The organism is Nocardia sp. NPDC019395, assembly GCF_040632335.1.
Taxonomy (GTDB): Bacteria; Actinomycetota; Actinomycetes; order Mycobacteriales; family Mycobacteriaceae; genus Nocardia.
In genome coordinates this window covers 1,168,141-1,188,446 of record NZ_JBEYBT010000001.1, presented here as the reverse complement: position 1 = coordinate 1,188,446, position 20,306 = coordinate 1,168,141, and the positions used below count along the sequence as shown (strand labels likewise).

19 protein-coding genes and 1 riboswitch are annotated in these 20,306 nt (G+C 67.2%); of the genes, 9 read left to right on the top strand and 10 right to left on the bottom strand.

Features of this window, described 5'->3' with window-relative positions; translation table 11 throughout:
- The first annotated feature begins 55 nt into the window (after window positions 1-55).
- The 4 genes from ABZ827_RS04860 to ABZ827_RS04845 all read left to right on the top strand — a co-directional run bounded on the left by ABZ827_RS04860 (window position 56) and on the right by ABZ827_RS04845 (window position 4,566).
- Window positions 56-616 (top strand): TetR/AcrR family transcriptional regulator, encoded by a 561-nt coding sequence (locus tag ABZ827_RS04860; protein ID WP_357232873.1) that lies wholly within the window; start codon window positions 56-58, stop codon window positions 614-616.
- 515 nt (window positions 617-1,131) lie between these two features.
- A riboswitch (SAM riboswitch) is annotated at window positions 1,132-1,245 on the top strand.
- Window positions 1,246-1,293: 48 nt separating this feature from the next.
- Window positions 1,294-2,607 (top strand): aminotransferase class V-fold PLP-dependent enzyme, encoded by a 1,314-nt coding sequence (locus ABZ827_RS04855; RefSeq protein ID WP_357232871.1) that lies wholly within the window; start codon window positions 1,294-1,296, stop codon window positions 2,605-2,607.
- A gap of 201 nt (window positions 2,608-2,808) precedes the next feature.
- A complete protein-coding gene (locus ABZ827_RS04850) occupies window positions 2,809-3,516 on the top strand; it encodes an SDR family oxidoreductase (protein ID WP_357232869.1) in 708 nt (235 codons plus the stop codon).
- A gap of 60 nt (window positions 3,517-3,576) precedes the next feature.
- Window positions 3,577-4,566, top strand: coding sequence for an ADP-ribosylglycohydrolase family protein (locus tag ABZ827_RS04845; RefSeq protein ID WP_357232867.1), 990 nt, complete (start codon window positions 3,577-3,579; stop codon window positions 4,564-4,566).
- A 7-nt stretch (window positions 4,567-4,573) separates the two neighbouring features.
- Here the strand turns inward: ABZ827_RS04845 and ABZ827_RS04840 are convergent, their stop codons facing one another.
- From ABZ827_RS04840 to ABZ827_RS04820, 5 genes are all read right to left on the bottom strand, one after another.
- Complete coding sequence (locus ABZ827_RS04840; RefSeq protein WP_357232865.1) at window positions 4,574-5,440, bottom strand: universal stress protein; 867 nt, start codon at window positions 5,438-5,440, stop codon at window positions 4,574-4,576.
- A gap of 136 nt (window positions 5,441-5,576) precedes the next feature.
- Window positions 5,577-7,802, bottom strand: a complete 2,226-nt coding sequence (katG, locus tag ABZ827_RS04835; protein ID WP_357232863.1) for a catalase/peroxidase HPI — start codon at window positions 7,800-7,802, stop codon at window positions 5,577-5,579.
- Between the two features lie 34 nt (window positions 7,803-7,836).
- Window positions 7,837-8,268 (bottom strand): Fur family transcriptional regulator, encoded by a 432-nt coding sequence (locus tag ABZ827_RS04830; RefSeq protein ID WP_357232861.1) that lies wholly within the window; start codon window positions 8,266-8,268, stop codon window positions 7,837-7,839.
- A 118-nt stretch (window positions 8,269-8,386) separates the two neighbouring features.
- Window positions 8,387-9,061: a 3-oxoacid CoA-transferase subunit B gene (locus ABZ827_RS04825; RefSeq protein ID WP_357232859.1), complete on the bottom strand. Its 675-nt coding sequence runs from the start codon at window positions 9,059-9,061 to the stop codon at window positions 8,387-8,389.
- Entirely contained in the window at window positions 9,058-9,825 is a 768-nt protein-coding gene (locus tag ABZ827_RS04820) for a CoA transferase subunit A (protein WP_357232857.1), read from the bottom strand. The genes ABZ827_RS04825 and ABZ827_RS04820 overlap by 4 nt, the downstream gene beginning before the upstream one ends.
- Before the next feature lie 186 nt (window positions 9,826-10,011).
- Here ABZ827_RS04820 and ABZ827_RS04815 point away from each other — a divergent pair, with 186 nt between their 5' ends.
- Entirely contained in the window at window positions 10,012-10,806 is a 795-nt protein-coding gene (locus ABZ827_RS04815; protein WP_357232855.1) for an IclR family transcriptional regulator, read from the top strand.
- Window positions 10,807-10,874: 68 nt separating this feature from the next.
- On the opposite strand, the gene ABZ827_RS04810 is transcribed toward ABZ827_RS04815, so the two are convergent.
- On the bottom strand, window positions 10,875-12,254 hold the full coding sequence (locus tag ABZ827_RS04810; RefSeq protein WP_357232853.1) for a cytochrome P450: 1,380 nt from the start codon (window positions 12,252-12,254) through the stop codon (window positions 10,875-10,877).
- Window positions 12,255-12,354: 100 nt separating this feature from the next.
- Between ABZ827_RS04810 and ABZ827_RS04805 the strand changes: the two genes are divergently transcribed.
- A complete protein-coding gene (locus tag ABZ827_RS04805; protein WP_357232851.1) occupies window positions 12,355-12,966 on the top strand; it encodes a TetR/AcrR family transcriptional regulator in 612 nt (203 codons plus the stop codon).
- Here the strand turns inward: ABZ827_RS04805 and ABZ827_RS04800 are convergent.
- The 3 genes from ABZ827_RS04800 to ABZ827_RS04790 all read right to left on the bottom strand — a co-directional run bounded on the left by ABZ827_RS04800 (window position 12,957) and on the right by ABZ827_RS04790 (window position 15,870).
- A complete protein-coding gene (locus tag ABZ827_RS04800) occupies window positions 12,957-13,721 on the bottom strand; it encodes a hypothetical protein (RefSeq protein ID WP_357232849.1) in 765 nt (254 codons plus the stop codon). The two genes, ABZ827_RS04805 and ABZ827_RS04800, sit on opposite strands and share 10 nt — an antisense overlap.
- 258 nt (window positions 13,722-13,979) lie before the next feature.
- On the bottom strand, window positions 13,980-14,762 hold the full coding sequence (locus ABZ827_RS04795) for an SAM-dependent methyltransferase (RefSeq protein ID WP_357232847.1): 783 nt from the start codon (window positions 14,760-14,762) through the stop codon (window positions 13,980-13,982).
- A 58-nt stretch (window positions 14,763-14,820) separates the two neighbouring features.
- Window positions 14,821-15,870: a hypothetical protein gene (locus ABZ827_RS04790; RefSeq protein ID WP_357232845.1), complete on the bottom strand. Its 1,050-nt coding sequence runs from the start codon at window positions 15,868-15,870 to the stop codon at window positions 14,821-14,823.
- A gap of 138 nt (window positions 15,871-16,008) precedes the next feature.
- Here ABZ827_RS04790 and ABZ827_RS04785 point away from each other — a divergent pair, with 138 nt between their 5' ends.
- Window positions 16,009-17,064 carry an alpha/beta fold hydrolase gene (locus ABZ827_RS04785; protein WP_357232843.1) on the top strand — a complete coding sequence of 352 codons (1,056 nt, stop codon included), beginning with the start codon at window positions 16,009-16,011 and terminating at the stop codon, window positions 17,062-17,064.
- On the opposite strand, the gene ABZ827_RS04780 is transcribed toward ABZ827_RS04785, so the two are convergent.
- On the bottom strand, window positions 17,054-18,277 hold the full coding sequence (locus ABZ827_RS04780; protein WP_357232841.1) for a prolyl oligopeptidase family serine peptidase: 1,224 nt from the start codon (window positions 18,275-18,277) through the stop codon (window positions 17,054-17,056). The two genes, ABZ827_RS04785 and ABZ827_RS04780, sit on opposite strands and share 11 nt — an antisense overlap.
- A gap of 125 nt (window positions 18,278-18,402) precedes the next feature.
- Here ABZ827_RS04780 and ABZ827_RS04775 point away from each other — a divergent pair, with 125 nt between their 5' ends.
- Window positions 18,403-19,035, top strand: a complete 633-nt coding sequence (locus tag ABZ827_RS04775) for a TetR/AcrR family transcriptional regulator (RefSeq protein ID WP_357232839.1) — start codon at window positions 18,403-18,405, stop codon at window positions 19,033-19,035.
- Window positions 19,036-19,218: 183 nt separating this feature from the next.
- Window positions 19,219-20,301, top strand: a complete 1,083-nt coding sequence (locus ABZ827_RS04770; RefSeq protein WP_357232837.1) for an acyl-CoA desaturase — start codon at window positions 19,219-19,221, stop codon at window positions 20,299-20,301.
- The last annotated feature ends 5 nt before the right edge of the window (window positions 20,302-20,306 follow it).

The following is a 20,306-nucleotide window of genomic DNA, read 5'->3' as shown; positions in this document are numbered from 1 at the left end:
TCCCGCACCTCGCGCCAACCTCCGCCGGACACCGCGCCAGCAACGCTCGCGGCAAATGGTCCAGCGCATCATCGACGCCGGTCAGTCCGTGCTGATCTCATACGGGTACGAGGGCGCCTCGACCAACCGCATAGCGGCGGCCGCCGGAATCAGTCCCGGTTCGCTCTACCAGTACTTTCCCAATAAGGATGCCGTGATCGGTGCCGCCATCGACCGTTACAACGGCGAGGTATCCGAGAGGGTCCGCGCGCAGGTGCTGAAATATATGACGGAGCCGCCGGAAGTCGCGCTGCAGCAGTCGATCTCCGCGCTACTGGACGCGCTGGGAAATCAGCCCGAACTCCTGCGCGCGGTGGTCGAACAGACTCCCCGGCTCAGTGTCGGGCATACGGTCGTCAACTTCGAAGACCAGATCGCGGACCTCACCCGCGCCGCGCTCACCCTGCGCGGATACCGGCCCCACGAGGACACGGATATCCCGACGGCCGCCTGGATGCTCGTCCGGACCGTGGAACATCTGACCGTCCGCTATATCCTCGACCAGCCCGATATTCCCCGCGATATCTTCCTCACCAACCTCATCCGGATGATCCTCAACTACTTCCGCCGACCGTGAATCCACCATCCCGGTGTGGCCGAAGCCGAGTATTACGCGAGTACTGTCGTTCTCGTCGATCGGCGACGCGCGCAATAGGCCGCCGAGAGCACCGTCCGTCCGGTGCACCCGGAATTACGCGAATGATTGCTCGCAATCTGCCCGCAGGGACGCCGAGGTGCAGGACAGCTGGGCAACCGATCACCAGGCCGACAACGTGAAGATGTGCCAGGCCAGATCGTTGAACCACGCGCTCATAACGAGTCCTCTCGATTCCGCTGGAGTTTCCCAGCCTAGATCCAGTTACCACAGAGAATAGCTCCGCGGCCCGCATAGGCCCCTGCACAAAGCCCATTCGTGACGCTCATCAGCAACACATGAGCTACGCATCCACCGTCTCCGACAACGGGTCGGACCATCCACCTCTGGACATCATCAGGGCTCGAGCCGAGTGACAGTTCGCTGTCCCCCTTCCGCACGGCCGCCGCACCGATGCGGGTTGACAAACCCCGCGGGCGTCTGAAAATCTCGGGCCAGGTCATGAGTGCCAGCATCGAGCCCCGGCTTGCTGGCCGGCAACCCTCCTCCGCGGTGGGGTGCCCCGGGTGACGACCTGGCCGACGCTCGACCGAGCGCGGCAAGCGCGGACTCCGTTCGTTCGATCACCGCCGGAGTCCCTGAATCGATGGGATTGCGTGATGACCGCTGTACTCGACCGGACCGGCGCCCTCGCCCTTGTCTCCGGCTCCGATCTCCGAGTTCCCCTGGTACAGGGCGGGACCCGGACCTACGCCAATTTCGACTACGCGGCCAGCGCTCCGGCGTTGGTACAGGTCACCGACCGTATTGCCGAACTGCTGCCCTATTACGCGAGTGTCCATCGTGGGGCCGGGTACGCCTCACGGGTGTCCACTCAGTGCTACGAGGCGGCGCGCGCGACGGTCGGCCGATTCCTGCACTGCGCCGACGATCAGGTGGTGGTGTTCACTCGCAACACCACCGACGCGGTGAATCTGCTGGCCGGATGCGTTCCCGGCGATACGGTGGTGCTCGATATCGAACACCACGCGAACCTGCTGCCCTGGCAGCGACGTGGTCGCCGCGTGGTGCACGCGGCCGATACCGTCGAAGAAACACTGCGCCGGCTGACGGCCGAATTGTGTGCGAAACCGGCCGCGCTGCTGGCCGTGACGGGGGCATCCAATGTGACCGGTGAGGTGCTGCCGCTGGACCGCCTCGCCTCCCTGGCGCACCAGTGCGGCGCACGGATTCTGGTGGATGCGGCACAGCTGGCTCCGCACCGGCGGATCGACCTCTGCGCCACCGGTATCGATTACCTGGTGTTGTCCGGGCACAAGCTGTACGCACCGTTCGGCGCCGGGGTACTGGCCGGGCGCCGGGACTGGCTCGATACGGCGGAGCCCTATCTATCCGGCGGTGGCGCGGTTACCGACGTCACGGTCACGAACACGGTGTGGGCGGCGGCACCGCAGCGTCATGAGGCGGGGTCACCGAATGTGCTCGGCGCGGCGGCCCTTGCCACCGCGTGTGAAGTTCTCACCGAACTCGGTGACCGCGCCGAAGAATACGAGCGGGCGCTCACGCACCGGCTCCGCGATGGTCTGGCCGATATCCCGGGTGTCCGGTGCCTGCGGGTGTGGACCGACAGCGCCGACAGTGTCGGCATCGTCGCGTTCACCGTGGACGGATTCGAAGCCGGCCGGGTGGCAGCGTATCTCTCCGCCGAATACGGAATCGGCGTGCGCGACGGCAGGTTCTGCGCCCATCCACTACTCGCCCGTCTCGGCGTCGATGCCGCGCTGCGCGCGAGTATCGGCCTGGGAACGACGCACGCCGATATCGACCGGCTGCTCGAAGCCGTCGCCGTCCTGGTCGACCGGGGGCCGCGATGGGATTACGCGGGCACCGGCGGACGCTGGGATCCGGTACCCGAGACCCGGCCGGGCCTGATTCCCGGCACTGCTGCCGGCAACGCACCGTGCACGATCTGAGTACATCCGGCGGATGATCCTCGTACCCCGCTCCCGAGTGCGCCGGCCGTCCTTCCGCACGGCGGGGTCACCCGGATTCCTCGAGAATTGCGCCGCTAGGGTGTCACGGCCCGGTAGCGGATCATGGCGTCAGAATTGCATTCTTCGTTTCGCGAAGCTTATTCTCATCAGGGAACAGGCGCGCTGGGCGAGGAGCAGACGATGACGGAAACCGCAGTGATCACAGGAGCCGCGGGCGGGATCGGCGAGCATACGGCCCGCCGACTGTCCGCGCGGGGTGTGCGCTGCGTCCTGGTCGACCGCAATCCGCTGGTCGAGCAGGTCGCGGCGGAACTGGGCGGCGATGCGGTCGTCGGGGATCTGGCAGATCCGGCCCTGTCCCGGGTCGCGATCGCCACGGCCGGAGAGCGGCTCGATCTGCTCGTCCTCAACGCCGGGATCAACTCTGTGGACAAGGACCCCGCGGAACTCGACCTCGACCGCTACCATGCCGTCGTCGGCGTCAACCAGCACGCAGTCGTCTGGGGTCTGCGCGCCGCTCTCCCGGTCATGCGGCGGCAGGGCAGCGGTTCCATTGTGATCACCGCGTCGCATGCGGGAATCGCGGGTGTGCCGCAGGACCCGATCTACACAATGACCAAACATGCGGTCATCGGGCTGGTACGCGCGCTGCACGGCCGGCTCGCACAGGAAGGTATCCGCCTGAGCGCGGTATGCCCCGGCCTGGTGGACACGCCGCTCACCGCGGGCGGGCGGGAGCGATTCCGCGCCGCGGGAATCCCGATGCTGGATGCGGACGAGGTGGCCGCCGCCGTCGAAGGGTTGCTCCGTGACGGGGATCCGGGCACCGAACTCGTTGTCCGCCCCGGAAAACCGGCCATCCGGTACATCTCCGCACCGATCCCCTGAAAGCCCGGGCCACGCCGGACCTCATCTCCAACGGTATCGGCACGGCTATGCTCGGGAACGATGCATATCGACCTGATGCTCGATTCACTCGACGGGCTTTCTGTGGGGGATGCGCTCGGGGCGGAATTCCCCGTGATGCGCCGCTCGATTCCGGATCTCCGGGCCGGGAATCTCACACCGGGACCGTGGGGATGGACCGACGATACCGAAATGGCCTGCAGCGTGGTCGCCGAACTCCTCGGCCACGGCACGATCGACCCCGGCCGGCTGGCACCCGCCTTCGCCCGGCGGTTCGATCCGCGTCGTGACTACGGGTTCATCTCGGTCGGCACGCTGCGCCGGATCCAGGAGGGTGTGCACTGGCGGGAGGCGTCCGGAGCCGCCTACGACCACCAGGGTTCCTGCGGTAACGGCGCCGCCATGCGGGTGGCGCCGCTGGGCGCCTACTTCTCCGGCGACCCGGAACGTATTGCCGTGGAAGCGGTCCGGTCGGCCGAGGTCACCCATATGCATCCGGAAGGGATCAGCGGTGCCGTCGCGGTGGCACTCGCGGCCGGGGAGGCCGCACAGGCCCGCCGCACCGGAACACGGCCTACACCATGGGATTTCATCACCGCCGTCGCCGACCGCCTCGACGACGGTGAAACGGGCCGGCTGATCCGGCACGCCCGCACCCTGCTCGGCGTCTCCGTCGAGCAGGCCGCGGCGGAACTGGGTAATGGCTCCCGGGTGACCGCGCAGAACACGGTGCCGTTCACGATATGGGCCGCGGCAACGCATCTCACCGACTATCCGGCCGCGATCACCACGTGCATCACCGCCGACGGCGATATCGACACCACCAGCGCCATCGTCGGCGGGATCGTCGCCGCGCACACCGGCAGCGGCCCCGATTCGATCGCCGGGGTGCCGCAGGCATGGCTCGCCGCACGAGAACCGCTGCCCCGCTGGTTCGATCCGGACCACCGGCCACAGCGCAAGAAGTCGGGATTCGGCAGGGTTCGACAGTGGCTGACCGGAGGCTCGCCGGACGCACCCCTGGCCCGGTGAACGAGCGTCAGTCGCGGGCGCGGGCGATGATGAGCGGAATCCGGGTACCGTGCAGCACCGCCTGTCCGACCGAGCCGAGCGTCATTCCCGCGAACCCGCCTCGTCCATGGCTGCCGACCACGATGAGCTGAGCGTTCTCCGCCTCCGCCAGCAGCCGGCTCGCGGGCCGATCCTCGGCCACCGAATGGGTGACCGGCACCTCGGGATAGCGTTCGCACCGCCCGGCGAGGCTCTCCGCCTGGACCACGCGTGCCTGTTCCTGCATGTCCTCGCGGGAGGTGTAGCGGAAGAACTCCGACCAGGTGGTTACCGCGAGCACGCCGACACCGCCGCGGGCTGCTTCCTCGAAGGCGATATCGACAGCTTCCTGCCCGCGGGGCGACCCGTCGACGCCGACCACCACGGGCAGCCGCGAAAGATCGCGCGCCGGATCCGCGGCGTCGGGGATCACCGCCACGGGACAGCGTGCGTGGCGGGCCAGCGAGGTACTCACCGAGCCGAGCAGAAGACGGCCGACGGTGCCGAGCCCACGGGTTCCCACCACGATCATCCGCGCGTCCGGCGAACGGTCGATCAGCACGGTAGCGGGCCCCAGATCCGCGACGGTGGTGACAATATCGAGATCGGCCGCAGACTCCCTGGCAGTTTGCTCGGCGGCTGCGAGTAATGCCTCACCGTCTGCGCGCAGCCCCTGGTTGTCCAGGCCGACAACGCTGACCTCGGGCCCGAAGGTGACCGGGGCACCGATCGCGTGGACGAGTTCCAGCGGGCAGCGATGCAGGGCGGCGCGGCGGGCAGCCCAGCGCAGGGCATCCCGTGACGTCGAGGAACCATCGATGCCCACGACGATCGGCATTTCGGAATGTACGGCCATATCGGGTGCCTCTCACCTCGCCCAGCTCGGTGCGGCGGAGTTCGCCGGCTGCTGCCCACCTGATCCCAGTAGAGGATATGGCGGGACCGGCGCCCCACTCCGCAGGCGCCGGTCCCGTGTCCCGGATCGGCCGGGATCAGCCGAGATCGAACCGATCGTTATCGGCCACCTTGACCCACGCGGCGACGAAGTCCTGGACGAACTTCGTCCCGGCGTCCTGCTGTGCGTACACCTCGGCCACCGCGCGCAGTACCGAATGCGACCCGAAGATCAGATCATTGGCGGTGGCCGTCCAGATGGGCTTTCCGGTGCGCCGGTCGACCCCCTCGTAGACGTTCTCCGCCGATTCCGACGCCTTCCACTCGGTGCGCTGGTCGAGGAGGTTGACGAAGAAATCGTTGGTCAGCACCCCCGGCCGGTCGGTGAATACGCCGTGTGCGGTGCCGCCGTAATTGGCGCCCAGAACGCGCAGACCGCCGAGCAGTACCGTCAGTTCCGGAGCCGTCAGATCGAGCATGTAGGCCCGGTCCACCAGAAGGCGCTCGAGCGGGGCTTTCTCCCCGGCCCGCACATAGTTGCGGAATCCGTCCGCCCGCGGTTCGAGTACCGCGAACGATTCCACATCGGTGGTTTCCTGCGTCGCGTCGGTCCGTCCGGGCGTGAACGGCACCGTGATGTCGTGACCGGCGTCCTTCGCCGCCTTCTCGACCGCCGCCGCCCCGGCCAGCACGATCACGTCGGACAGCGAAACCTTCTTACCGCCGGAAGCCGAACCGTTGAAGTCCTGCTGGATCTGTTCGAGCGCCGGTAGCACTGCCGCGAGCTCGGCCGGTTCGTTGACCTCCCAGCTCTTCTGGGGCTCGAGCCGGATCCGGGCGCCGTTGGCACCGCCGCGTTTATCGGTACTGCGGAAGCTCGCCGCCGACGCCCAGGCCGTTTTGACCAGTTGCGGTATCGACAGCCCGGATTCCAGGACCTTGCTCTTCAGGGCCGCGATATCCGCATCGTCGATCAACGGGTGATCGACCGCGGGTACCGGATCTTGCCACAGCTGCGGTTCGGGGACCCAGGGTCCGAGATAGCGGCTGACCGGCCCCAGATCGCGGTGCAGCAGCTTGTACCAGGCTTTGGCGAACGCTTCGGCGAGTTCCTCGGGGTGATCCAGCCAGCGGCTGGTGATCTCGCGGTAGACCGGATCTTCCCGCAGGGCCAGATCGGTGGTCAGCATGCTGGGGGCCCGCGCCGGGCCGTCGAAGGGATCCGGGATCGTGCCCTCCCCCGCCCCGTCGGCCGCTTTCCACTGCCAGGCTCCAGCCGGGCTCTTGGTGAGCTCCCATTCGTAGCCGTACAGATTCTGCAGGAAACCGTTGCTCCACTGGGTGGGGGTGGCGGTCCAGACGACTTCCGGGCCGCCGGTGATGGCGTCCTTGCCCACGCCGGTCCCGTGGGAACTCTTCCAGCCCAGCCCCTGCTGTTCGATCGGGGCCGCTTCGGGTTCGGGGCCGATCAAGTCCGGATTGCCGGCACCGTGCGTTTTGCCGAAACTGTGCCCGCCGACGATCAGCGCGGCGGTCTCGATATCGTTCATGGCCATCCGGGCGAAGGTCTCGCGGATATCGCGCGCGGCGTCCACCGGATCGGGCCGGCCGTTGGGGCCCTCCGGGTTCACGTAGATCAGGCCCATCTGGACGTTGGCGAGCGGGTTCGCCAGTTCCCGGTCACCGCTGTAGCGCTCGTCGCCGAGCCAGGTGTCCTCGGGACCCCAGTAGATCTCCTCGGGCTCCCAGATATCGGGGCGGCCGAAGCCGAAGCCGAATGTCCGGAACCCCATCTCGTCGAGGGCGACGTTACCGGCGAACACCAGCAGATCGGCCCAGGAGATCTTGTTGCCGTGCTTCTGTTTGACCGGCCACAGCAGCCGGCGGGCCTTGTCCAGGCTGGCGTTGTCCGGCCAACTGTTCAACGGCGCGTAACGCTGGGCTCCCTGACCACCGCCGCCGCGGCCGTCGGCGATCCGGTAGGTACCCGCGGCGTGCCAGCTCATCCGGATGAACAGGCCACCGTAGTTTCCGTAGTCGGCGGGCCACCAGTCCTGCGAATCGGTGAGAACCGCCGCGACATCGGCTTTCAGCTCGTCGACGTCGAGTTTCGCGAATTCTTTCGCGTAGTCGAAATCCTCACCCAGCGGGTTGGCCTTGGAGGAGTGGGCGTGCAGGACCGAGACATCGACCTGGTCCGGCCACCAATCCTTGTTGGTGTGGGGCCGGCGATCGGTCTGCGCGGTCGGAGACGGGATCGCCGGGTTCTCGCTTTCGCTGGTGCTCGAAGTCCCGGTCTCAGGTGGACGGCTATCGGAGGTCACGATATTCCTTCCTGACGAATGGTGCGGGCTGCGATCAATAACGCTGTGCTGTGGCGCAGGCGGGGCACAGGCCCCAGTAGATGACCTCGGCCTCGTCGATCGTGAAGCCGTGGTCGTGCGAAGCGGTCAGGCACGGAGATTCGCCGACGGCGCAATCGACGTCGGCGATGGACCCACACGCCCGGCAGACGACGTGATGGTGGTTGTCGCCGACGCGCGTCTCGTAACGAGCCACCGAACCGGAGGGCTGGATACATCGGATCAGGCCGGCGGCGGTGAGCGTACGCAACGAGTCGTACACCGCCTGATGGGACACCGCCGACAGGCGGGACCGTACGACGCGGATGATCGTATCCGTATCGGCGTGCGGGTTGTCGTGCACCGCGCTCAGCACCGCGACCCGCGGAGCGGTCACGCGCAGTGAAACTCCCCGCAGCAGCTGCTGGAATTCCATGGCCGTATGCACACAGAAAAGTCTCGTCCGTTATCTGGAATGGGTCAAGGATATGACCGGCGACACCCGGATGGATTGCGACCGCCCCGCACCGCGGTCTGCGGTACAGGGCGGTCGACGCTTCCGGAGGTCAGTGGGTGATCAGCTCTCCGCTCACAGTCAACGGAACGCCGGTGGCGGCCCGCACCTCCTCGATGCTCACCCCCGGAGCCGTTTCGCACAGCACCAGGGTGCCGTCACCGGCGATATCGATCACCGCGAGATCGGTGATGACGCGGTGCACGACCGCCTGCCCGGTGAGCGGCAACGTGCACTTCTCGACGATCTTGGGACCGCCCTGGCGGTCGGTGTGTTCCATGACCACGATGACCCGTTCCGCGCCGTGGACCAGGTCCATCGCGCCGCCCATCCCCTTGACCATCTTGCCGGGCACCATCCAGTTCGCGAGGTCCCCGGTGCGCGAGACCTGCATACCGCCGAGAACCGCGGTGCCGATATGCCCGCCGCGGATCATGCCGAAGGACAGGGCCGAATCGAAGAACGCGGCCCCGGGTTCGACCGTGACGGTCTCCTTTCCCGCGTTGATCAGATTGGCGTCGACCGCGTCCTCGGCCGGGTAGGGCCCCGTGCCCAGGATGCCGTTCTCCGAATGCAGCGTCACCCGCACCGACGGATCCAGATATCCGGGAATCAGCGTGGGGAGACCGATTCCGAGATTCACATAGTCGCCGTCACGGAGCTCCGCGGCGGCGCGGCGCGCGATGTCCTGCCGGGTCCAGCCGACCCGGGACTCGGTACCGGTCATGCGTTCGCTCCTGTCGTCTCGCGGGTGGTGCGCTTCTCGATCCGGGTCTGCTGTGGTCCGGTCTCGACGATCTGCTGGACGAAAATCCCGGGCAGATGGACCTGTGCCGGATCGATCGTGCCCGGCTCCACCAGCCGTTCGACCTGCGCGATGGTCACCCGGCCCGCCATCGCCGCCAGCGGATTGAAATTCATCGCCGCCTTGTCGAAGACGAGGTTGCCGTCGGTATCGCCCAGCGCCGCGTGCACCAGAGCGAAATCCGCGACGATACCGGTCTCCAGGACGTAGCGCTTACCGCCGAATTCACGAGTCTCCTTGGGCGGGGACGCGATCGCCACCGAACCGTCCGGGTGGTACCGCCAGGGCAGCCCGCCGTCCGCGATCGGGCTGCCGACGCCCGCGGGGGTGAAGAATGCGGGAATCCCGGCGCCCCCGGCGCGCAGCCGTTCGGCCAGCGTGCCCTGCGGGGCGAGTTCCACCTCGAGCTCGCCGGCCAGATACTGCCGCGCGAACTCCTTGTTCTCTCCCACATACGACGCGGTGACCCGGCGGATACGGCCCAGACCCAGCAGGATTCCCAAACCGTGATCGTCGATCCCGCAGTTGTTCGAGAAGACCTCGAGGTCGCCGATACCTGTATCGGCCAATGCCGAGATCAACGCGTCGGGGATTCCACACAACCCGAATCCACCGACGGCGATCGCGGCGCCGTCCCTGATATCGACAACGGCTTCCGCCGCTGTCCCGACAACCTTCGTGGCCATACCCAACCTCTCCGCAGCTCCGAGCAGAGCCCTTCTCGCCCATTGGATGGACGCTCGACTCCTGACGACGACTCAAACAAGGCACCCGGTCAACTGGCAACTCATCCGGCATTCGCCATCGCAAATTGGTCACTGAGCGATACATGCGGGAATACAGTGTCCACTGAATGAACGTATGATCGGTCCATGGCCGACAAGCCCCACGTCATCGGACGCGCGACAGCACTGGTCCGCGCGATCGGTGACCACGAACCGGCGGGCGCTTCCACCTCCGATCTCGCCCGCGAGGCGCACGTGGCCCGGCCGACTGCCCATCGGATGCTGACGATGCTGGCGCGGGAAGGTTTCGTCGACCGCGACAACGCGACCGGCCGCTGGAGCCTCGGGCCGGAGATCTACCTGCTCGGCGCCCTGGCCGCGGACCGCTACGACATCACCGGGAGCGCCCGTGCCATCCTGCGCGAACTGGCCCGCGATACCGGCGAGAGCGCGTTCCTGTCGGCCCGGCGGGGCGACGAGACCGTCTGCGTCGCGTCCGAGGAAGGCAGTTTCCCGCTGCGCTCGCATGTACTGCATCCGGGAATCCGGTTCCCCCTGGGTGTCGCCTCGGCCGGTCTGGTGATCCTGGCCCATCTCCCCGACCGCGATATCGACGAGTACCTGGACCGTGCGGACCTCACCACCGATCACGGCACCGCCCATGCCGCCGGCGCGGTGCGAGAACGTATCACCCGCACCCGCACCGACGGCTACGCCACCAACCCCGCCCTTCTGGTCGAAGGCAGCTGGGGTCTGGGTGCGGCGGTCTTCGACCATCGCGACTCCCCAGCCTGGGCCCTCAGCCTCACCGGCGTCGAGACCAGGTTCTCGCCCGACCGGCGACCGGAACTCGGCGCACTACTGCTACGAGCCGCGCACCAGCTCACCCGCGACCTGCGGACACGCCACCGGCCCGCATCGGACCACCATCCGAGCAGCTGAGCCCGCCCATCCCGGATATGCGGTGAGCCGCGGGCCGGTGCTCCCCTGTGCCGGCTCCCCGCCGTAGTTCAGTTCTGGAGCAAGGTGATCGGCAGGCCGTCCTTGGGGAACGGCAGCGAGTGGTAGTCCATCGGCGGCACATAGGCCGGGTCGAGGGTCCAGTGGTATTCGCGCAGCAGCCGGTGCATGATCGCCTTCACCTCGAGGCCGCCGAAGTACAGGCCGATACATTTGTGCACGCCACCGCCGAACGGCTCCCAGGCGAATCGGTGCGATTTGTCCTCGCGGCGCTCGGGGCCGAAGCGGTCCGGGTCGAAGGCCGTCGGATCCGTCCAGTAATCCTCCATGAGATGAGTGAACTGGACGCCCACGATCAGATCGGTACCGGCGGGGATGTGCACACCCTGGATCACCGTGTCCTTCACCGCGTACCGCACCAGTACCGGGACAGGGGCCCGTAACCGGAGCGCCTCCCGCATCACCAGATCGATCGAGACGAGACCCTCCAGCTCCGCCATCGACGGCTCGGGGCCGAGCGCGAGCGCTTCGTCGCGGCAGCGCTGCTGCCACTCCGGATGCTGTCCGAGATATTGCAGGATGGCCGAGGTGGTGATGGTGGAGGTGTCGTGCGCCGCCATCATCAGGAAGATCATATGGTTCACCACGTCGTCGTCGGAGAACCGTTCGCCGTCCTCGGTTTCGACGTGGCAGAGCACCGAGAAGATATCGTCGGTCTGCTCCGCGCGTTTGGCGGGCAGATAATGGCGCAGGAAATCCTCGAGGACCTTCCGGCCGCGATAGGCGCGACCCCATCGGGTGAACGGGATATTGGCGCGCACGATACCGGCGGCAGCCTGGACACAGGCGATGAACGCCTTGTTGACCCGGTCCATCTCGGCCTGGCTGGTGTCCTGGGCACCGCCCATGAACAGGTCCGCGGCGATATCGAGGGTGAGCTGCTTGAGTTTCCAGTACGACGGGAACTCCTTACCCGGCTCCCAGCCCGCCACACCCTGTTCGATGGCGGGGTGCAGGCGACGAGTGTAGGCCTCGAGCCGCGGCCGGGTGAACGCCTGCTGCATGATCCGCCGGTGCCCGTGATGCTCCTCGAAGTCGATGAGCATGAGTCCGCGATTGAAGAACGGCCCGACCAGCTCGGACCAGGCCGGCCCGTTGGCCAGCGCCTTGTCCTTGTTCTGGAAGGCCTCACCGCAGGCGTCGGGCCCGAGCAGCATCACCGCGTTCTTACCGAGTGCGCGGAACGGCGCGACCGGACCGTAGCGCTCCCAGCGACCCCGGCACAGCGCGACCGGATCCTTGGCGTATTCGAAGACCTGACCGATCACGGGCAGGCCCCGGTCGTCACGATGCTGGACCGGAATCGGCCGCGGTTGCGCAGCCTCGTCCGCTGCCGTTTCCTCGCGTGGTTCCAGGGCCTCGGCCTTCATGGCTCACCTCATGTCGTGTGGCGTTTGTCACGTCCAGACTGATTCAGGAAGTGTCTCCTGTCAACCTTGGATCGCGGATCCGCTGTGGCATGCTGGGGACGTGGCCGTGCAATCAGGGGTCTACCGGGGCGTGAGCGCGGCCGATCGCGCCGCCGACCGCCGGGCGCGGCTGCTCGAGGCCGCCCTCACGGTATGGGCGGACCCGGAAATACGGACCACGATGACCGCCATCTGCGCCGATGCCGGGCTCAGTGAGCGCTATTTCTACGAGAGCTTCACCGGTCTCGACGCTTTGCTCGCGGCCGTGATGGACCGGATCGCCGCCGAAATCGAGGAGATCAGCCGGCGCGCCGCCGACAACGCCGGCACGGACCCGGAAGCACGGGTGCGCGCGTCGGTCCACTCGTTCGTGCAGCTCCTGGTCGACGACCCCCGCAAGGGCCGGGTGGCCATCGTGGAATCCGTGGCCGTCCCCGAACTGCGCCGGCGCCGGACACAACTCCTGCGCCACCTCGCCCATCAGTCGGCACTCGAGGCGCGCGAATTCCTCGGCTCGCCCGGCCGGAGCGAAACCGCGGACGAAACCGCGGGCCTGCTCTTCATCGGCGGTATGGCCGAACTGGTCACCGCCTGGCTGGACGGCACCATGCAGGTGACCGCCGACGATATCGTCGACGCGGCGGCCCGCTCACTACTCGGGCTCTACCGATGAGCGGCGTCACCGCCCGCGGCCGCCCGCGGGATACCGGCCATCCGGCTGATCACGTCCACCAGAGCCCGCGCGACGTCGGCGGTCTGGTCGTCCGGGCTGCCGCGCGTATGGGCCGCCACCGTGAAGCCACTGCCGAAGGACGCGGACGCTACTTCCTGTGGCGGCAGATCCGACCAGCCCCATTTGCTGCCCTGGACACCGGGCAGCCGGGCGGTGCCCCAGTTCTGCTGGGTGCCGTCGGCGGCGACCGGCGGTGCGGTGGCCATCCAGCCGAGGATCGGTGAGCCGGGGTCGGTGGCCTGTTTCGTGGCCAGGAAATCGACGAGATCGGCCGCACTGGTGGTGGCGGTGTGCCAACTACCGGTAGACGCGGTTCGTTCCAGGCCGTATTCCATGGCTGTCGAACCGATGGCTTGCGGATATTTGGCGGCTACCGCATCGGCGGCGGCATCGTCGGAAACCCGGACCATCCGTTCGGCGTGAACGCGGTCCTCGGCCGAACCGTCACCGTGGCGCAGTGCGTAATCGGCCAGGTAGAGCTTGGCCATCGATAACGCGCTGCGCGTTTCGTTCTCGTTCGCCGTACCCCATCGAATGCCGTCGGGGCCGCGCAGCGAGATCGAACTGCGGGCGGGCACAGTCTCGGCTGGGGCGGCGGGGACACCCGGTTCCGGGATCGGTTGCGCGGCCGCCGGCACCACGCCGGAGCCGGCGGCGGCGATCAGGGCCGCCAGGACCAGGGTTCGCAAGCTCATGCTCGTCTCCTCCGGTACGCAACGATGGGCGCCCGCGAGCAGTTCGCCGGCGCTGCCCGTCGGCACGAAGGCCGGCGCGGCGACCCACCTCCCGCAACCGTGAACATGCGGGATCGACGGTGAGACGGAGGCTCCTTCCTGGCCGGGTCACGGTGTGCGGACCATGCATACCCACCGCACCGAGGATCGAACAGGCCGATATACAAACGTTGTCGCGACACATCCGTAGCAGCGCGGTACGTGCTCGGATACGCGAAATCAGGTCTTGCGGCCGACTGCTCCGTAGAGCACGAGTTTGGTCTCCGGCAGGCTGTCGTCGAGCCACTGCTGCAGCGGGACAACACCCGGTTCCAGTTGCTCGAAACCGTCCAGGAACGAGGTCACATCCGCCTGGGATCGGTATCTGACCTGCGCGGAGGTGTCCATGGCATCCGCGGAGGTGCGCGCGATGATCTCCGGATGGCTGATATCGGCGCCGTGTGTGAAGGCCAGATAGCTGCCCGGCGCCATGGCATCGCGATAGCGGGCGACGAGTTCGGCCGGGTTCTCGTCATCCATCACGAAATGGAGCACACCGACCATCATGATCGCCACCGGTTGCGCGAAATCGATACCCGATTCGGATTCGAGCCGTTCGAGCAGCACCTCCGGGTGGCGTACATCGGCGTGCAGCGCGGTGACCGCGGGATGATTCCCCATGAGCGCGTTGCAGTGCACGAACACCACCGGGTCGTTGTCGACGTAGGCGACCCGCGCCCCGGGATCCGTCTCGTGCGCCACCTCATGCACATTCGGTGAGGTCGGAATACCCGAGCCCAGGTCCACGAACTGCCGCACCCCGGCCGCCCGGGCGATCCGGACCGATTCCAGGAGGAAGTTGCGGCTGAACCACGCAAGCGATCTGGTTTCCGGCGCGACCGCCAGAATGCGGTGCGCGAACTCCCGGTCGACCTCGTAGTTGTCCTTCCCACCCAGTAGGTAGTCGAACACCCGGGCCGAGCGCGGCTCCAATGGGGACACACCCTCCGGTACGCGTTTCATATCCGCCACGGCACCTCCGTTTGCCTGCCGCCGCGGTCGGCGACCATACGGTTCGGACTCACGCCTCCGGTTCTCCCGCCGCGAGACGTTCGGCGCGCGCCATCAGCGCATCGGCAACGGCGCGGGGGCGCCGGCCCAGCCCGCAAGCGGAGGCGACGCCGTCCAGCGGGCGCCCGAGCGCGTGCTCGACGAGCGACAGCACGTGCAGCTGTTCTTGTTCCGTGGGTACATCGTGCACCAACCCGGCATAGAACGCAGTGCCCACGCCCAGCGCCAGACTACTTAGGGGCGCATAGAATTCCGGCTGCACCGGCGGCGGCACATCTCCCGCGGCGAGCGGGGCGTGCACGAACTCCAGGGGCCGGCCCGGCGGCCACTGCCGCACGATCGCGTTGGCCAGATCCACCAGCGGCCGGGTATCACGCAGGGTGCCGCGCGCCTTGTTGCGCAGACTGCCCAGGCACAGGTGCACGCCGAACCGGGTGCCCGCGGGCGCGGCGGCGGCCGTCGCCGCTATTCCACGGGCCAGACCGAGCGCCCGGTCGACAGCCCGGTGAGCCGGCTGCGCTCCCGCCGTCAACACCAGTTCCGCGGTGGCCTCGAGCTGGATCACGACGTCGGTCCCGGCCAGTTCGTGGATGGCGGCGATGTCGCGGACGGTGGCGCCGGTGAAGGCACCGCGATAGCGCAGCACACCGGCCGTGCCGAGAGCGATGAAAGCGAGCGTGAAACCGGTGGGCATCCCGATCTGCAACGCCCGCCCGGACAACCGGCGGGTGCGGCACAACTCGGTGAAAACGGGTAGCGCCTCCTCGGTTTCCTTCAGATACCCGAGATCGATGGTATCCGCGGTCAGCGATCTACCCCGGGGCACCCGATGGCGGGTGCGGTCCCGGCTCGTCTGCCATTCCCTGGGGCGTACCACCTCCAGGGCGCCCTGCGCGACGAGATCCTCCAGGATCGGACGGATATAGAACTCGTAACGGCGCGTCTCCCCGGTGGGCACGGTGCGCATCCGGGGGCCCGCGGCATCCAGCATGGCCGTCATCGCCGCCTCGGTACTCTCAGCCGGAAAACTTCCGACGAAATGCACAGCGCGCCTGCTCACCCGCGCGATTCTAGCCGGGCACGCGGTCGGCGGCCGTTCCCGGGCGAAAAAGCGATACGCTGTCCCGAAACCCGTCCGATCCCGGTTGACGCGACACGCGTTGCGCGCCACCACACCCCCTATTAGGGTCCCGATCCGATGACTGCACAAAGGATTCCGCTCAGCGGCCCGCGCCGGACGCGACGTGCGCCGACCGCCGTACGCGTATTGGCCACCGTGGTGGCCGTTATCGCGGGCCTCGCACCGGGAGTGGCACACGCTGACGAGCCCGATCCCGCGCGCTGCGAGTCGATTCCGTTTCCGCTGAGCGGTGGCGGCACCTTGGCGACAACGCTGTGCCGGCCCACCGGCGCGCGGGCCGATGCGGTCATGGTTCTGATGCCCGGTTCCAACTACAACCACACCTACTGGGATTTCCCGTACGCCCCGGAGACATACAACTTCCGGCGCGCGATGAACGCCGCGGGATACGCGACGCTGGTGATCGACCGGCTCGGAACCGGCGCGAGCTCCCGGCCCAGCAGCACCGAGGTCAACGCAACCGGTGACGCACAGGCGCTGCACGAGATCGTCGGCGCCCTCCGCGGCGGCCTGGCGGGTACACCCGCTTTCGATACGGTTGTCACCGGCGGGCATTCGCTCAGTTCCGGTGTCGCGGTACTGGAGGCGACCACCCACCACGATGTCGACGGTGTACTGCTCACGGGGTATTCGCACGGCCTGAACGTCCCCGGTGCGCTCGGGGTCATCAGCACCTATCAGCCGGCCGACCGGGATCCCGCGTTCGCGGGCCGTGGCTACGACACCGGATATCTGACCACCCGCCCGGGCACGCGGGAACGGTCCTTCCACGGAGCCGAGACATCCGATCCCCGAGTCGTTGCCGTCGACGAAGCCACCAAGGATGTGTTCGCCGCGACCGAATATCCGGACGGGCTCACCTCCACGCTGCCGCCGATGTCCACGGATATCACCGCTCCGGTGCTCGTGGTCAACGGCAGCGCCGACGTATTGTGCTCCAGTGTCTGCGCCGACACCGCCACCCTGCAGGCCGCCGAAACCCCGCATTTCTCCCCTGCCGCCCGCCTGCGGACATTCGTCCTGCCCGGTAGCGGACATTCGGTGAACCTCGCCCGTAACACCGGCGAATACCAGGCCGCAGTACGAGAGTGGATGGCTTCGGTCACCGGCTGAGAACCCGGGTGCCGAGGGTTTCGGCGAACCAGTCGTAGACCAGCCCAGAGGTATGCGGAACGTTTCCCACACCACAGTGGCCGTCCGCGCCCTGTCGAGCGGTCAATTCGGCAAATCGCTTGGTGGATTTCACCATATCGTGGAAGCGCCGAGCCTGGTCCATCGCCACTTTCGTCTCACCGGCCGCCGCCAGACTCAATACGGGACAGGCGATATCGCCGACCATCCCGTCCAGTGTGAAACGTGCCGCGTGATCGGCGAACTCAACGGGTCCGGATACCCCGTGGTGCCACATCAGATAGTTCTCCACATACGCCCGCGTACTCCACGGCGCGGCGCGCAGCTCTCCCTCGGCACCGTCAGGAGTGTTCTCGGCGGTCGTGCCCATGATGATCTGCAGCAGGTCGAGTATCGGCGCGTTGCACGCCAGGGCGTTGATACGCCGATCGTAGGCCGCGGCACGCGGGGCCAGATACCCCCCGAAACTCATTCCATACAGACCTATGCGATCCCCGTCCACCTCCGGCCGGGTCGACGCATAGTCGATCACGGCGGCGATGGGCTCCTCGGACTCCGGACGGAAACCGAGGTCCGGATGGTAGAGCTGCAGCCCGCGCTGGCCCGGACCATGGAAGGTGAGCACATTCAAGCCACGGGCCGAGGCCTCCGGGACGCCGGCCAGGAAATACATTTCCTCACCGGCTCCGTCCTGCCCGCCACATACGACGACGGTCGCCCGGGGCTTTTCGACGCCGGCGGCACGGAAGAAATAGCCGGGAATAAAGACACCGTCCCGATAGGGCACTTCGATCTTTTCCGCCGGGAAAGGCATCAACGGGAGTGCGGCATCGAATTGTGCGACGCTGTCCGCGTACCTTTCACGTCTCTCTTCCAGCAGCTGAGCCGGGAAAAAATATTCCGCGGCCCGTAAATAGTTGTACGCACGTAGATAGGCGCTCAGTGCGGTGGCACGGCGCCCGGATCGCAGCGCATCGTCAGCCGAATCGGCGACTCGCCTGCCCAAATCCGTCCAGGCGGCGATATAGCTGTCACGGCTCCCGCTCCCCGCCGCTACCTCGCGCGCCACGTAGAGCACCTCACCCATCGTCGCGCCGCCGTACGGCGCTCCCGCCGCCGCACGCATATATTCGGCATTCAATGCGCTGTCTCCGCTGATTTCCGGCCGGTCGGCCGGAGAGTTTTCCTCGAACACCGGGCCCTCGCTTTCCCTGGTCGTTTTCCACTCTGTACGTATGAGCGTAAGAACGGCCCGGGATCGAAGTCATCCGGCAGAATTCACCGTATGTCGCATAGACAACAGGAGAGCGGAGTTGTCGCATGAGCCAGGAACCCGAAGGTCAGCCCGATATCCGGGTGCGGCGCACCCGGGGGCATCTCCGCTCCGCACTACTGGGCCTTGCCGGCGAGCAGGGGTATCAGAAGGTGACGGTCGGCGATATCGCTGATCGCGCCATGATCAACCGGGCCACGTTCTACCGTTACTACGAAGACAAGGACGACCTCGCCGCGGATATCCTGGTGCATGCCGCGCGGAGCACCGGCGACCTGTCCCCGATCACGGATGGCACCCTCGATATGGACGCACGGATCGCGAGCGGTGCATTGTTGTTCGACCATATCGCCCAGCACGACCGGTTGTACCGGCCGCTACTCGCCTACCCCCGCAGCCGGCGGTTTCTGATCCGGGCCAGAAGTCTCCTGGGTGGTCTCGTGCAGGAGCGGATCGATGCCGTGCCGCGGCCGGATGGACGGCGTATGCCCGAGGAAATGGTCGTAACCTTCGCGGCCGAACTCTTCCTCGGCATGGCCGCCTGGTGGCTCGAGAACGGCACCACCCACTCATCCCGGCAGATGTCCACCTGGTTCACCCAGTTCCTCTTCTTCGGATACTTCAATGCCCTCGGAATCGAGGACCTGCTACCCCGGCTGCCACCCCGAGCGGAACAATGAGGTAGCGTCCAGGCCTCACACCGGCGGGGGCCTGCTCGATTCCCTGCTGATTGCGAACCGGGTCGCCGGAGGACGGGCCCGCCGCGGGTACGCTGAGCACATCAGTCGACCGTGACGGTCGGCCGGCGGCGGTCGTAGATGATCCACCGGCGAAACGACACCTGTGCAGAGATCGGTTACCACATGACGGCAAAAGCCGCCGAGTACGACGTTCCCGCCGAGCCCATCGAGAAACCGCAGGCCACCCGCACGAAGCGCACCACCGACTATTCCGTCTTGTTACGGCAGGTGCGCGATGCGGGCCTGCTGGACCGGCGGTTGCGGTACTACGCCTGGAAGAGTGCGGCCGTCCTGCTCGCGCTGGTCGCCGGTTGGACCGCCTTCGTAGTGATCGGCGACTCGTGGTGGCAGCTCGGCACGGCCGCCTTCCTGGCCGCGGTCTTCGCCCAGTTCGCCTTCCTCGGTCACGATGCCGGGCACCGGCAGATCTCCGGGCGCCGCGGTACCGACTACCTGCTGGGGCTGGTTTTCGGGAACCTCGCGATCGGGGTCAGTATCGGCTGGTGGACGAGCAACCACAACCGCCACCACGCCCACCCCAACACCGAGGACGCCGATCCCGACATCATGGGCGTGCTGGCGCATTCGAGTCTGCGCGCACGAGCGGGTCGCGGGTTTCGCCGGCTGATCTTCCGCTATCAGGGCTGGCTGTTCTTTCCGCTACTGCTCCTGGAAGGTTGGAGCCTGCACTTCGCGGGTGTCCGGGCGCTCATCCAACGGACCATCCCCCGGCGCCGGCTGGAAGCCGCGACGCTGCTCGCCCATGGCGCCGGGTATCTCGCGATCGTCTTCCTGGTACTGCCGCCGCTCCAGGCGATCGTTTTCATCGTGGTGCACCAGGGCCTGTTCGGGCTGTACATGGGATGTACCTTCGCGCCCAACCACAAGGGCATGGACGTCCTCCCGGCCGGCGACAACACCGACTACCTGCGGCGACAGGTACTCACCTCGCGCAATGTCCGCGGCGGGCCCCTCGTCGACACCGCGTTCGGCGGTCTCAACTACCAGATCGAACACCACCTGTTCCCCTCCATGCCCCGACCCAACCTTCGCCGCGCCCAGCCGATGGTCGCCGCGTACTGCGCCGATATCGGGGTGCCGTACTGCGAGACCGGCCTCATCGACTCCTACGCGCAGTCCGTGGGCCACCTGCACGCCGTTGGGCGGTCCATCCGCACGAGAACCCCGGTCGGCAGCTCACCGTAGCGGCC